At 41.8% G+C, this 14,705-nt stretch carries 11 protein-coding genes and 1 tRNA gene; 11 read left to right on the top strand and 1 reads right to left on the bottom strand.

All coding sequences use genetic code 11. The annotated features are described in order from the left end of the window. The first annotated feature begins 102 nt into the window (after positions 1-102). The 3 genes from RMY31_RS25025 to RMY31_RS25015 all read left to right on the top strand — a co-directional run bounded on the left by RMY31_RS25025 (position 103) and on the right by RMY31_RS25015 (position 4,909). Positions 103-861: a hypothetical protein gene (locus RMY31_RS25025; RefSeq protein ID WP_322666174.1), complete on the top strand. Its 759-nt coding sequence runs from the start codon at positions 103-105 to the stop codon at positions 859-861. 110 nt (positions 862-971) lie between these two features. Continuing rightward, positions 972-3,083, top strand: a complete 2,112-nt coding sequence (locus tag RMY31_RS25020) for a S9 family peptidase (RefSeq protein WP_322666172.1) — start codon at positions 972-974, stop codon at positions 3,081-3,083. Positions 3,084-4,219: 1,136 nt separating this feature from the next. After that, positions 4,220-4,909, top strand: a complete 690-nt coding sequence (locus RMY31_RS25015; RefSeq protein WP_322666170.1) for a PEP-CTERM sorting domain-containing protein — start codon at positions 4,220-4,222, stop codon at positions 4,907-4,909. Between the two features lie 141 nt (positions 4,910-5,050). Here the strand turns inward: RMY31_RS25015 and RMY31_RS25010 are convergent, their stop codons facing one another. Then, positions 5,051-6,667 (bottom strand): iron uptake porin, encoded by a 1,617-nt coding sequence (locus RMY31_RS25010; protein WP_322666169.1) that lies wholly within the window; start codon positions 6,665-6,667, stop codon positions 5,051-5,053. A 386-nt stretch (positions 6,668-7,053) separates the two neighbouring features. Here RMY31_RS25010 and RMY31_RS25005 point away from each other — a divergent pair, with 386 nt between their 5' ends. The 8 genes from RMY31_RS25005 to RMY31_RS24970 all read left to right on the top strand — a co-directional run bounded on the left by RMY31_RS25005 (position 7,054) and on the right by RMY31_RS24970 (position 14,621). Next, positions 7,054-8,007 carry a metal ABC transporter solute-binding protein, Zn/Mn family gene (locus tag RMY31_RS25005; protein ID WP_322666167.1) on the top strand — a complete coding sequence of 318 codons (954 nt, stop codon included), beginning with the start codon at positions 7,054-7,056 and terminating at the stop codon, positions 8,005-8,007. Positions 8,008-8,066: 59 nt separating this feature from the next. After that, positions 8,067-8,846, top strand: coding sequence for a metal ABC transporter ATP-binding protein (locus RMY31_RS25000; RefSeq protein ID WP_322666165.1), 780 nt, complete (start codon positions 8,067-8,069; stop codon positions 8,844-8,846). A 98-nt stretch (positions 8,847-8,944) separates the two neighbouring features. Then, positions 8,945-9,814 (top strand): metal ABC transporter permease, encoded by an 870-nt coding sequence (locus RMY31_RS24995; protein ID WP_322666163.1) that lies wholly within the window; start codon positions 8,945-8,947, stop codon positions 9,812-9,814. Between the two features lie 77 nt (positions 9,815-9,891). Continuing rightward, positions 9,892-9,964, top strand: a tRNA-Phe gene (locus RMY31_RS24990). 504 nt (positions 9,965-10,468) lie between these two features. Continuing rightward, entirely contained in the window at positions 10,469-13,081 is a 2,613-nt protein-coding gene (gene mutS, locus RMY31_RS24985) for a DNA mismatch repair protein MutS (protein WP_322665984.1), read from the top strand. A 70-nt stretch (positions 13,082-13,151) separates the two neighbouring features. Continuing rightward, a complete protein-coding gene (locus RMY31_RS24980; protein ID WP_322665988.1) occupies positions 13,152-13,529 on the top strand; it encodes a DUF4433 domain-containing protein in 378 nt (125 codons plus the stop codon). A 54-nt stretch (positions 13,530-13,583) separates the two neighbouring features. Continuing rightward, positions 13,584-14,189, top strand: coding sequence for a macro domain-containing protein (locus RMY31_RS24975; protein ID WP_322665982.1), 606 nt, complete (start codon positions 13,584-13,586; stop codon positions 14,187-14,189). Positions 14,190-14,198: 9 nt separating this feature from the next. Further along, positions 14,199-14,621 carry a hypothetical protein gene (locus tag RMY31_RS24970; protein WP_322665980.1) on the top strand — a complete coding sequence of 141 codons (423 nt, stop codon included), beginning with the start codon at positions 14,199-14,201 and terminating at the stop codon, positions 14,619-14,621. Positions 14,622-14,705: the final 84 nt, after the last annotated feature.

The raw sequence follows: 14,705 nt of genomic DNA, 5'->3' as shown, positions 1-14,705 counted from the left end.
TAAGTCACTTTTTTATGCCACTGTTTAGCTTATCATTCTGGGATTACGCTTTTTCAGGAGACTCGCCTTAAAAGCGTTACTTACAGCTTTACTTAACTTCATATGCAATCTGACTCTAATAGTCCCAGTCCATCTAATATTGCATCTACTAATAGTAATTCCAGCCCAGGTAGGTTGTTGATCCCGCGATCGCAGCGACGGAAGTTTTTTCTCCAGTTTACCCTCATGACCATCCTGGGATGGGTTGTGGGTGGCATCATCAGCATAGCTTTAGAGAGAATTCTCCTGCAAAGCCTGCCACCTGAAGTTTTTGTGCAGCCAACATGGGGCATCTGGATTAGATTACTCACTAGTGTTGTGTTTGCTGTAGTTTTCGGTGCCGATCAAGCCTTAGCTTTGCGCCACTATCTCTTGCCTTGGCTATGGATGCTAGCTACCAGTGCAGGCTGGCTGATTGCCACCAGCGTTGCTACAGCCTGGATTGGCTACATTTCATCCATTGCCGCCTCGTTAAATGAAGCTTTATCTCCTGAATTAGGCATAATTTTTGGCTTTTTGTCAACAATTTTATATATTGTTTCCGGAATTTGGTTGGGGCTTTTCCAATGGTTAGTGTTGCAGCGCTACACAGCAGGCGCTTGGTGGTGGATTTTTTTGCCATCGCTCTCTTTTTTCTTCATTAGTATCTTGATTTGGTTGCTGTCTGTTGTGCAATATTTAATTCCTGAAGTGATTCGTACTGCGATATTGTATTGGAGCCAACAAGGAGTTACAGCTATTATTCTCGGAGTCATACCAGCAATTGGTTTGTGTACCTTGAAAAGAAAATCGCATCGCCAGACAGAAGTTTCTGGTATGTGAAGGAGGCTGGGGAGATGAAAGAGACGCGGGAACGCAGGGAAAAAGATAATTTTTCTGCCTCTTAACTACTGACAACTGACAACTGACAACTGACAACTGACCATTGACTTATGAATGAAAAAAATATCCTACGAAATGCGGTCAAGCCTCCTGTTGCCGATCGGCAGCCGCAGATTTTAGAATTGCATGGCGATCGCCGAGTGGATAATTATTTTTGGATACGCGATATCGACAACCCAAAAGTTATCGATTATCTGGAAGCAGAAAACGCTTACACCGCAGAGATGATGCTGCATACGGAAGTGCTGCAAACCAAACTTTACGATGAAATGTTGGCTCGGATTAAAGAAACTGATTTGTCAGTGCCATACCGTAAAGATGATTATTATTATTATTCACGCACTGAAGAAGGCAAAGCTTATCGCATTTACTGCCGTAAAAAAAGTAGTTTAGATGCTGCTGAAGAAATTTTATTAGATGAAAATGAATTAGCCACAGAACATGATTTTTTTGAATTAGGTGTATTTGCAGTTAGCCCTAATCATCAAATATTAGCTTATTCAGTTGACACCAGTGGCTCTGAAGAATATACATTATTCTTTCTTAACCTGAATACACATCAGTTATATCCAGAAATTATCCCTGATACTTATTTTTCTTTCGCTTGGGGCAATGATAATCAAACAGGATTTTATACAAAAATTGATGCCGCTAACCGTCCTTATCAACTATTTAGACACATTTTAGGCACTTCTTTTACAGAAGATGTGTTGGTTTACCACGAACCCGATGATGCTTACCCTTTATATGTTACTGAAACCCGCAGTCAAGAATACATTTTGCTAATTTTAAATAGTAGTATCACAACAGAAGTCCATTATTTAGATGCAAATAGTCCTAGTGGGGATTTTAAATTAATTCACCCACGAATTCAAGGTATAGAATATAGCATTGACCATCATAACGATTATTTCTACATCATTACTAATGAAGAAGCCATCAACTTTAAACTGATGCGAACTCCGGTAAATTCACCAGGGAAAGAGAATTGGCAAACTGTAATTCCCCATCGAGAAGATGTACTTTTATCAGGGGTGAGCCTGTTTAGCAATCACTTGGTAATTTATGAAAGAAAGGGTGGACTACCAACTGTCAGGGTGCAAAACCTAACGACAGGTAATGAAAATAATATTAACTTTCCTGAGCCAACATACGAGTTGTATGAAGGTAACAATCCGGAATTTAACACTAATATCTTGCGCTTTAATTACACATCTTTAATTACACCGCAATCTGTTTTCGATTACAACATGGAAACAAATCAGCGGGAATTGAAAAAAGAAACGGAAGTTCTCGGTGGCTACGACAAAACTCAGTATCAAAGCGAGTGGCTGATGGCTACTACCCAAGATGGGACAAAGATTCCTATCTCTATCGTTTACAAACAGGGAATCAAAAAAGATGGCAAAAATCCCTTGTTACTCACAGGATATGGTGCTTATGGTATGTCTTACCCTGCATCCTTTTCCTCAACTCAACTTTCATTGCTAGATCGAGGAGTAGTGTTTGCCATTGCCCATATTCGTGGTGGCGAAGAAATGGGACGGAAGTGGTATGAAGAAGGCAAATTTTTGCAGAAAAAGAATTCCTTTACAGATTTTATCGCCTGTGCGGAGTATTTGATTGCCGAAGGTTTGACAGCGAGCGATCGCCTAGCTATTAGTGGTGGTAGCGCAGGCGGTTTATTGATGGGAGCAGTCATCAATTTACGTGCCGACCTGTTTAAATTAGTAGTTGCCCAAGTCCCCTTTGTAGATGTCGTGACTACCATACTGGATACCTCCCTACCCCTCTCAGCTATGGAATGGGAAGAGTGGGGTAATCCTAACGACAAAGTTTATTATGACTATATGAAATCTTACTCGCCTTACGATAACATCACAGCGAAAGATTACCCAGATTTACTGATTACTGCTGGCTTAAACGATTCTCGTGTCAAATATTGGGAACCCGCCAAGTGGACAGCCAAAATCCGAGAACTCAAAACAGATAATAATATTCTCTTGCTAAAAACCAACATGGGTGCAGGGCATGGCGGTGCATCCGGGCGTTATGAAAGCTTGCGAGAGCTGGCTTTTGAATATGCTTTTATTCTTGACCGCTTGAGTTTGGATCTGAGTACAGACGCGCTTGATCGCGTCTGTACAAGGGAGCGCGATTAAGCGCGTCTGTACAAGGGAGTCCTGAGTTAGGAGTTTTATCTTTTCTCTGCCCCTATGTCCCTCTGCTTCGTACACCTCATCTGCCCCCTACTCCCTTCTATCCTTTGGCATTTTTGAAATATTCTAAAAGATAGAGGCTAATTTCCTTTGGGTACATCTTTTTTTGGTAAATCTTTACGAAAAAACTGTGTTGGCTGTTACAATATTGTTAAGAAAAGTTGCCCGTTGCATTTTGGGAACGCGCAATTGGGTTTTAACTCTATTGAGAAGACAACGCGAAAAAACATATGTTAGACCAGCTGTGGGAGGCTGGTCTTTTTTTAACCTGCAAAGTTTTCCTGTGTGGGCTGGATATGAGCATTGTTACCATTACCTGCCTTTTCAAACCCGTTTTGGAAACAATGTATCATTAACTCGACTTTATCCAAATCAAAGAACATAACCTTTGTTATTTGGCAAAAATTCTAACTTTGTGGCAAAAACTTTTTCCTACATCATTAGTTTTGATGAAATCTAAAAATACAAACCCTAGTACAGCACGGCGTAAATAAACCACCCCTTCAAAATCAATGAAATGCTTACATTGCATTCATTTTGAATTTTAAATTTTGAATTTTGAATTCCGCTCTGCGGTACTAGATTCCATAAAGATTTTAGCGTATGCAAAGACGTTTTTTAGCGGCTTACCGCAGGCATCGCGTTCTGCGAAAATGGATAAAGTTGAGATTAAGGGATATTCAAAATCAAGAACACTAATCAGAGAGTATTGATTGGCTTGTAGATAGTAATTGTACATTTATTCTCAGTAATTTCCACGTTGTTTATCTTTCAACTCCGTTAAATCCACTATATATTTTCTTTTTCCTGCTTCTCATGGGCTTGAAGAATAGTAGACTTTACTTAAAAATTGCCATTTAGCATCAATAATTAATACGTTTTTATAGATTTCGTAAGTATATTTATTTATCTTTTTATCAAAAGGAAAATCTTGGAACATTTGGTTTTGATAAGCTTTTTCCCCTCTTTAGATTCAGACATTGAAATACATTTTTTTGGTAAAAAAACTACCACAACACTACACAAATGCAAACTGAACGTGCCAAGCTATGGGTAGCAAAAGTTCAGGAAATTGATCGATGTCTATTCTGCAAAAACTGTCATTAGCCTTGGTTGGAACAGCAGTTGTTTTCATGGGTGCTAACCCAGCTGGTGCTGTTAGCTTAACTAAGGGAGGTTCCACACCTGTTGCTGGAGAAGGTCAATACACTAATATTCAAGGAGCTACAACGATCAACTTTAATGACGGCGTAGCACCCTCTTCTGGAGATGTTACTTACTCTGCAACCAATGGAATTGTCCAAGGCAATGTAAGTGGTCAATATGCTAGCCCTTTTGGCAACACTAGCAAATATCTCACCATTTCCCCAGTAAGCAATGTTGCTGGCGGAACTGGTTCTGTAGCTATTAATTTTGCTAAGGCTCTTGATTACTTCGGCTTCTACTGGGGATCAATAGATGACTATAACTTTGTGGATGTATACAGTGGCGGTACCCTGCTAAAAACGTTTAGTGGCAAAGATGTTCCTGGTGCCCCAGCCAATGGCGAACAGAGTGGCAATGCTAACAATGTCTACATTAATTTGTTAGCTGGTAAAGGAGAAACCTTTGACAAGGTGGTTCTCAGATCGACTGGTTATGCATTTGAAACTGATAACCATAGCTATAAATTAGCTAGTGTTCCTGAACCTACTTCTATGTTGGGTTTACTAGCTTTCGGTGCTTTGGGTGCAGGCTCATTTGTCAAGCGGAAATCAAAGATGGCTTAAAACATCTGCTGAGACACTCTAAAAAATTATAAATGTCGTTTTCAGATGTCAGGCCCAGTAAATTTGCTGGGTTTTTATTTTGATATCACGCAAAAAAAGACGCGAAGTTTTTCTTCGCGTCTTTTTGTAAGATTTTAAAAATTAGAAACTGAATGTAGTTCTCAGGGCACCAATCACAACATCATCGTTGTCATTATTATGATCTGGGGATGTCAGCCAGATAATTCCTGGAGTAATGGTAATATTGTCACTCAGCTTGTACTGGTAGAATGCCTCAAGATGATACGAAGTATCGTCATCTTCATCCAATCCGGCAACGCTGGAACTTGTTACTCTCGGTTCCACACCAGCGATAATACCAGCCAAGTTACCTTTTTTGCCAAGGTCAGGGAAGCCGAGGGTGACCGCATAATTCCAAATGTCAACATCTCCACGACTTCCACTTAAGGTACGACTGGTTGTGTATCCAGCCCAACCACCTAAGACAAATCGATCGCTAATGCCGATAGATGCTTGGACACCGTAAGAATTACTGGAAAATGCCACATCCTCTAAACCTTGGGAGGTTGCTAGATTCGCAAAAGTTGCAGCATTGCTACCTGTAAGTAGTGGCTGTTTGTAGGAATTGATATATGTTAAACCAACAGTAATGCGATCGCTTGGTTTAACAGTCAACTGGGCTAGCGCGCCATAAGCACCATCGAATAAACCATTCTTGGGAGATGGGTCGTTAGCTGTACCACTCAAATATCCTAGACTTAGTGCTAATTTATCGCCGAACTCGTGGGTTACTCCAAACCCTGCACCACCTATCTGTCCATAAATTGGGTTGCGCGTACCAAAAGTGGACAAAGCACCATAAGCACCATCACCGTCAAAAAGATTCACGGTACTGGTAAGGTCATCTGCTGCACCCGCGTTGGCAATGGCGATTACCTCTGTCCTTTCGCCCAGAGGAAATCTGTAAAACAGCGCATCTATAAAAGCGTCGTTAGTACCATCTTCACCAGCAAAGAATAAGTTGCCTTCTGGTGTACCAATGTCAGGGCTAAGAATATTATCAGTTTGGATTCTGGTAAATAGTGTATCTTCCCCGGTGAAGCTGGTCACAAGTTCAATGCGTGCCCGCGCCCCAAGAGTTGTATTTTTGTCTGTAATTTCCGCACCGTTAACATTATCTCCTGAGAAAACATCGCTGACGACTGCGACAACTTGTCCTTGCAGTTTAGTCGTGGTTGAGAATTGATTCGCTTCTAATTCAGCGGTTCTTGCTTCTAGTGAATCCACGCGACCCCGTAATGTCGCCAGTTCTGCGGAAAATTCTTCTTGCAGTTTTTGCAGTGTGGCTAAATCTGCTTTTGTTACTAATTCGCCAGTGGCAGTGGCAATCAGTTCATTCACCCGATCGAGACAAGCATTCAAACCCGCGGCGAACTCATATCGCGTCAGTGCCCGATTACCGCGATAAGTACTATTTGGATAACCCGCAATACAACCATAACGTTCCACGAGTGATTGCAAAGCTTGAAATGCCCAGTCTGTTGGTTGTACGTCCGATAACTGAGATACTGAGGTAACTTGCGCCATTACCCGATCTTGATGAAAATTCTCAATTTTATTTGCTGGACTGACTACAACTTGGAGTTCACTGGTTTTTGATGTTGTAGGTATTTCTTGTGCAAATACAGCATTAGCAGCAAATATCATCATGCTACAAGCTGCTGGACTAGCTAGCAGATATTTCCATGAATCTTGCATTTTTTTCCTCACACCTAATTTCTTATTATTTGTATCCACACCACACTTTTGTGGAGTACTTTTTATTGAAAACTGTTCTCAATATTATCAGTAGTGACCAATTTTTTTAACATCAAAAGTCAAAAAACCATAATTCACTAGATAAGCTCAGCAAACAACAGCAACCCCTAGGAAAATTCTGTTGCGATCGCTTACACAGAAGTAATGTTGTCTGTATTGTATGAGAATGATAATTATTATAATATGCAGTGTAGAATAAGTCTCATTGTCAAGCAAAACTTTGCTAAAAGCAGAGCAAGCATCCTTCTGGAGGAGAAAATACAGTGATTCCGGCTCGCATAGGACACAGAGCAAGCAGACAAAGAAGCGGTATCTTGTCCCTGATAATGCTTATATTGTCAATAGCTACTGGCTGTAACCAATCGAACACAAGTCAAACAACAAATTCTCAGCAGTCGCCGCTAGTACAGGAAGCGGCATCAACCCCTTTAGCGCAGTCAGAAAAAACTAAAGTAGTAACGACGTTTTTACCGATTTATTTGTTTACTAAGGCGGTGGCTGGGGATGCAGCAGATGTAGAAATTTTAGTACCTCCAGGTACTGAAGTACATGAGTATCAAGCGACACCAAGCAATGTGAAAGCGATCGCCACTGCGAATGTGTTAGTCAAAAATGGTTTGGGGCTAGAAGAATTTCTCGCAGACACTATAAAAAATGCCCAAAATCCCAAATTGACTGAAATTGATGCAAGCAAAGGTATTAAACCTTTAAATGAAATTTCACCTGTGGAAAAAACAGCAAAAGAAGAAAAAGACCACAACTACGAACACGCCGCAGGAAATCCTCACATTTGGTTAGATCCAGTTTTAGCAAAACAGCAAGTAACAAATATTCGGGATGGATTAATTATAGCTGACCCTAGAAATCAAGCTACTTATGAAGCAAATGCCGCGGCTTATATTAAGGAATTAGAAAGTTTAAATAGTAAATTTCAACAAAACTTGCAGAAAACTCCCAACTGCACCTTTGTCACTTTTCATGATGCCTTTCCCTACTTAGCTCAACGCTATAATCTTAAACAAGTTGCCGTAGTGGAAATTCCTGAAGACCAACTTTCCCCAGCAGATGTGCAAAATGCCGTTAATGTAGTAAAAAAGTATAAAGTTAAAGCTTTATTTAGCGAACCAGGGGTAGATAACAAATTACTAACTAGCCTTTCCAAAGACTTGAAGTTAACTTTGCGCCCGCTGAACTCCTTGGAAACTGGCGAGACATATCCACAATATTATTTGAAAGCAATGAAAGCTAACTTACAAACTCTGGAAACTGCTTGTAAATGAGTGCCAAGTTAAGAGGTAATTTATAAATTCCCACCTTTTTGAAAAATAACAAATGACAAATGACAAATGAAATTCCTATTTTAAAAGTCAAGGGATTAACTGTATATCAAGGCAGTTACTTAGCCGTTCGTGATGTTTCCTTTGAATTGTTATCAGGAACAGATACAGCGATAGTTGGCCCCAACGGTGCTGGTAAGAGTACTTTGGTAAAAGCAGTATTAGATTTAATTCCACGAAGTGCTGGTAATATTGAAATATTTGGTTACCCAATTACAAGGTTAAGAAGTTTACGTCGCCTGTTGGGCTATATGCCGCAGAATTTCATTTTTGACCGCAGCTTTCCCATCTCCGTCAGTGAATTGGTAGGACTGGGATGGATGCTTGAAAACAAAAGAGGAAATTCATTTTTTCAGAGACTCTGGGGACAAGATAGGGAAAAATCAGCTGCAGTAGTAAAAGCTTTACAGCGAACCGATGCTTATCATCTGCGACATCAAGCTATTGGTACTCTTAGCGGTGGTCAACTTAAACGGGTATTACTAGCTTACTGTTTAGTGATGCCTCGAAAACTTTTGGTATTAGATGAAGCGTTTGCTGGAGTCGATGTGCAAGGCGCAGCAGATTTTTATGCCTTGCTAAATGAGCTAAAGCGTGAGGAAGGTTGGACTGTATTGCAAGTTTCCCATGATATTGATATGGTAAGCCGCCATTGCGATCGCGTCCTTTGCCTCAATCAAACCGTTGTTTGTACCGGCCAGCCAGAAATTGCTCTTTCACCCCAAAACCTGTTAGCAACCTACGGTCCAGGATTCAGTCGCTACCAGCATCATCATAATTAAGTGCTGCGTTTTTAATTTAAAACTCAAAACTTTATGTGGTTAAATTATAGACTTACAGAACAGGGAAATTACGCGTATAAAGTGACGTATGCAGACGTATGCATTTATATTTTGATTGCCAGATAGCAGGGCTAGCCGTTACTAATAGTAATGAGTTGATAAAGTTGTTGCAGTTCCCGTTCATGCAACGTGCGATCGCAGGTGCTGTATTAATGGGAATACTTGGGGGCTTACTTGGCAGTTTTGTTACCTTGCGCCAATTATCATTTTTTAGTCATGCCGTTGGTCATGCAGCATTAGTAGGCGTAGCATTAGGTGTATTACTACAGTTAAATCCTACTTGGATGCTGTTACCTTTTACCCTAGTTTTTGGTGTTGTTGTCCTTTACTTTATTGACAAAACCGATTTAGCTAGCGATAGCGTACTTAGTATCGTACTATCTGGAGCATTAGCGATCGGCATAATTCTCACCAGCCTCATCCAAGGATATCGCGGCAACTTGATGGGTATCTTGTTTGGCGATATTCTCGCTATTGATTCCATAGATTTGATTTTAACGCTGCTTGTGCTTCTAGGAGGCAGTATATTCTTGCTATCAACTCTGCGACAACAAATTTTGTTGACACTTAACCCCGATGTTGCACAAGTTCAAGGCATTCCAGTTCAATTGTATCGCTATGGATTTGTAGTTTTACTTTCATTAGCCGTTGCTGTGGCAATTAAAGCTGTCGGTGTTTTACTGGTGAATGCATTTTTAGTCATTCCCGCTTCCACGGCCAAACTGATGAGTCACCACTTTAGCCACTTTCTCGTCATGTCAGTAATATTCGGTTCCACCAGCAGCATCGTCGGCATCGTCGCGTCAGGTCTTTTCAATCTTGCCTCTGGCCCCAGTATTGTTCTTGTTCAGTTTTTACTTTTTGTAGCTGTATTTATCTGGGTTAAGTTGGGATTGAAAGCAGCATAAATTTTTTCTGTTCAAGCCCTTGCAAAATTATTATATGTTTGCTACATTTATTAATCGTGGCTAACCAAAAAGTCCCCGCCGGGATAGCTCAGTTGGTAGAGCAGAGGACTGAAAATCCTCGTGTCACCAGTTCAAGTCTGGTTCCTGGCACTCTCAACAATCAGTCACTTCAACGGTAAATCAGGGGTTCTAAGCTCTCAAACAAGTAAGGAGATAGCTAATAACCCCTAAAATTTTGGGTATTTTTGGGTACGTTATACCTAAGCCAAAAATTTTGCCAAGCATCGAAATCACATAGCCCGGATTTTTCACAAGTGAGAAATCCGGGGGACACAAATCAAAGCAGATGAATTAGAACTTGTAGTGGCTATGCCAGAGTTCGCAGGGGTCTTTCTCAAGGGGGGGTGAATCACGCAGTGGTCAGTTAATAGGAATTGATGCACAGGGAGAAGCACTATCAATTCAGCATTGAAAAATTTAGCTGCTAAGTTTTTCAATTAAAGCTAAAATCTCAGCAACCATACCTACTACAACCACCCACACGCCTCAGCAGTCGCACAAAAGGGTAAAAAAACCTTGAGCGATCGCCCTTGGACTTTCACATCACGTTATCATCGGATATTGTGGCTTTTTTGTGCGTAACTCCTAGCATCTATGACCGCTTCTTCTTCTGAAACTCCATCTTACAAGCCCGACCCAAGTACTTTTATTGCCGACCATCGACAGGTAGACCGCAGCAAGCTAAGTCAAATGTACCTGCACTATGTCGAAACTAAGGATAAATATCCCCACGCGATGTTGCTGTATCGGGTAGGAGATTTCTTTGAATGCTATTTCCAAGATGCTGTTACCTTAGCGCAAGAATTGGAATTAGTTCTGACTAGCAAACAAGCTGGAGAACAGGGACGGGTGGCGATGTCCGGTGTGCCACACCACTCTTGGGAACGCTACACAACGCTGCTGGTAGAAAAAGGCTATGCAGTGGTAATTTGCGACCAAGTTGAAGATGCAGCAGAAGCCGCGGGTAGATTAGTGCGGCGCGAGGTGACTCGCGTCGTGACTCCAGGCACGTTGCTGGAAGAAGGAATGCTAAAATCCAGTCGCAACAATTACTTAGCGGCTGTGGTAATTGCGGCAAATCATTGGGGATTAGCCTACGCAGATATATCAACGGGAGAATTCCTCACAACTCAAGGCAGCGATTTAGAACACCTCACACAAGAATTAATGCGTTTGCAGCCTTCGGAGGTGCTGGTTCCCACTAACGCCCCCGATTTGGGTAGTTTGCTGCGTCCGGGAGAAACTTCGCCACATTTACCGCAATGTTTGCCGCCATCATTTTGTTATAGCTTGCGATCGCAAGTTCCTTTTTCCCAAGGCGAAGCTAGACCAAAATTATTGCAGAAATTTAAAGTGCGATCGCTTGAAGGACTTGGTTGCGATCATCTTCCCCTCGCCGTCCGTGCCGCTGGCGGTCTTTTAGAATACCTGGAAGATACTCAAAAAGAAAACCCTATTTCCTTACAGAGATTACGCACCTATACAACTACCGATTATCTAATTGTTGACAACCAAACCCGCCGTAACCTAGAAATTACCCAAACCGTCCGGGATGGCACTTTTCACGGTTCCTTGCTTTGGGCATTGGATAGAACCAGTACAGCAATGGGCGGTCGGGCTTTGCGGCGGTGGTTGCTGCAACCTCTACTAGATATTAAAGGTATTCGCTCGCGGCAAGATACAATCCAAGAACTGATGGAAAATATGCCTCTACGTCAAGATTTGCGGCAGTTGTTGCGGCAAATTTATGACTTAGAACGACTAACGGGAAGGGCGGGTTCTGGCACTGCTAATGCTAAAGATTTAGTAGCATTGGCAGATTCCCTCTCACGCTTACCTGAATTATCCCGCTTAGTGGCGGATGCTCATTCTCCCTTTTTGAAAGCTTTGCAGAAAGTGCCGCCTATCTTGGAAGAATTGGCACAAAAATTACACGTCCATCTTGTAGAGTCGCCACCGATACACATTAAGGAAGGTGGTTTAATTCGTCCGGGAGTAAATCCGCAATTAGATGAAAGAAAGGCAACTGTAGAAGCAGATCAGCAATGGATTGCCAATTTAGAAGTTGACGAAAGGGCGAGAACGGGAATTCCGACGTTGAAGGTAGGATTTAATAAAACATTTGGTTACTACATTAGTATTTCCCGTGCCAAAGCCGACCAAGTTCCCGCTAATTACATCCGCAAGCAAACCCTGACGAATGAAGAACGTTACATCACCCCAGATTTGAAAGAACGGGAAGCGCGAATTCTCACGGCGCGGGATGATTTAAATCAGTTGGAATACGAGATTTTCACGACATTGCGAGAAGAAGTCGGACAACAAGCGGAGGTAATTCGCAACCTTTCCCGTGCAGTAGCGGCAGCGGATGTGTTGTGTGGTTTAGCTGAATTAGCTGTACAACAAGGTTACTGCCGTCCAGAAATGTTACCAGGACGAGAAATCGCAATTGTGGATGGTCGTCATCCCGTGGTGGAACAATCTTTACCTTCAGGCTTCTTCGTGCCGAATTCAACGCAACTTGGTCAAGAGTCAGTGGAAATAGCAACTGACAACCAACAACTGACAACTGACAGCCCCGATTTGATTATCCTCACCGGGCCGAATGCCAGCGGCAAGAGTTGTTATTTGCGTCAAGTGGGGTTGATTCAATTAATGGCGCAAATTGGCAGTTTTATTCCAGCTAAATTTGCCCACTTGGGAATATGCGATCGCATTTTCACCCGTGTAGGTGCGGTAGATGATTTAGCAACCGGTCAATCTACGTTCATGGTAGAAATGAATGAAACGGCAAACATTCTCAACCATGCAACTTCGAGGTCGTTGGTATTGCTAGATGAAATTGGCCGCGGAACCGCAACATTTGACGGTCTTTCCATTGCTTGGGCGGTGGCGGAGTATCTAGCAACAGAGATTCGGGCGCGAACAATTTTTGCCACTCATTACCACGAATTAAACGAACTAGCTGGGATGTTGCCGAATGTAGCTAATTATCAAGTCACGGTGAAAGAATTACCCGACCAAATCATCTTTTTGCACCAAGTGCAACCAGGAGGCGCTGATAAATCTTACGGCATTGAAGCGGGACGGTTGGCAGGTTTACCAGCAGTAGTCATTCAACGGGCAAAGCAAGTTATGGGTCAAATTGAGAAACACAGTAAGATTGCGATCGGTTTGCGTGAAGGTCTTCAAATTGAAGATACTTGATTAAGCAATTACTATTGTTTGACAAAACAGAAGAAGCCTACCTCAATAAACTCAAACTTCAGAGGAAAGAATTAATACACGATTTATTAACTGGAAAAATTTAGTTTCCAGTGCAGAAACTGTTGACGCAGCAGGATTATCTTTTGTGGGTACGGAGGGACACGCAGCTATGGCATATACAGCTTTTTTTGATGAAATTGAATATTTGTATGGAGATGGAGTGATTGACTGGGAAATTATGGAAGCTAACTACTGGGCTGATACACAAGAAGACGGTGATAGGAAACGTCGGCGACAAGCCGAGTTTTTAGTGCATCAGTTTTTTCCCTGGCAACTGATTCAAGAAATTGGAGTCATTAACCCTGCAATTCAAACCCAAGTTAGAGAAATATTACAAAGCTTTAAAGTTCAGACCTGTGTTGAGGTTTACTCTAAATGGTACTATTAAAAGTTTTGAGATAAACGTACAATTATAGTACATGCATATAGCCAGTGAAGGGAGATGATTGAGTTTAAGCAAGGCAACCTATTAGAAGAAAACGCCGAAGCCCTAGTTAACACCGTCAATAATGTCGGTGTCATGGGTAAAGGTATCGCCTTGCAATTTAAGCAAGCTTATCCGGAAAACTTCCGCCAATACGAAAAAGCCTGTCGTGCAGGAGAAGTCCAGCCAGGACAGATGTTTACCGTCTCAACAGATAGCCTGTTTAATCCTAAATACATCATTAACTTCCCCACCAAGCGTCACTGGAAAAGTAAATCAAAAATAGAAGATATCAAAAGTGGATTGGTAGCTTTAGTTGCAGAAGTGCAAAGATTAGGTATTACCTCAATTGCCATTCCTCCGTTAGGATGCGGCAACGGTGGCTTAAATTGGCTAGAAGTTAAGCCTTTAATAGAATCAGCCTTTGCCCAACTGCCTCATGTGCAAGTAATTATTTTTGAGCCATCAGGCGCACCAGCAGCAGAAAACATGCAAATAGCAACCAAAAAGCCTAACATTACCCGTGGTCGCGCCCTCATTATTCACTTGCTAGAAGCTTACGGTATTCCAGGCTATGAGTTAACCAAGCTAGAAATTCAAAAACTTGCCTATTTCCTCCAATAAGCTGGAGAATTGCTCAAGTTGCCCTATCAAAAGCATTTATATGGCCCCTACGCAGATAACCTTAACCAAGTTTTGAAGCATATAGAAGGCCATTACATTCGTGGTTATGGTGATGGTACTGGCAGAGCAAGCATTTATGTATTGCCAGAAGGTAGAGAAGCAGCAAAGACTTTTTTAGAAACAGAAACAGAAGCGCAAGAGCATTTAAAGCGAGTTAGTAAACTTATATATGGCTTTGAAACGCCATACGGGATGGAATTATTAGCAACAGTTCACTGGGTTGCTACCAAACATCCCAACCCAGCAACAGATAGTGAAGGAGCGATCGCTTTGGTGCATGAATGGAGCGATCGTAAGCGTAAGCTATTTAAGCCGGAACATATTCGCAAAGCTTGGCAACGTCTAAGCGAACAAAACTGGTTGACCATCTGACAACAAGCTTAATTTGTGGTGAGCCTCCGTCAGAGGAGCTTTGCTAACACATCCCTGCGTTACTTTTAACTGCCACTCAATTTT

The sequence above is a fragment of the Dendronalium sp. ChiSLP03b genome (genome assembly GCF_034531165.2).
Classification (GTDB): domain Bacteria; phylum Cyanobacteriota; class Cyanobacteriia; order Cyanobacteriales; family Nostocaceae; genus Dendronalium; species Dendronalium minutum.
This window is presented reverse-complemented; position numbering and strand designations above follow the sequence as displayed.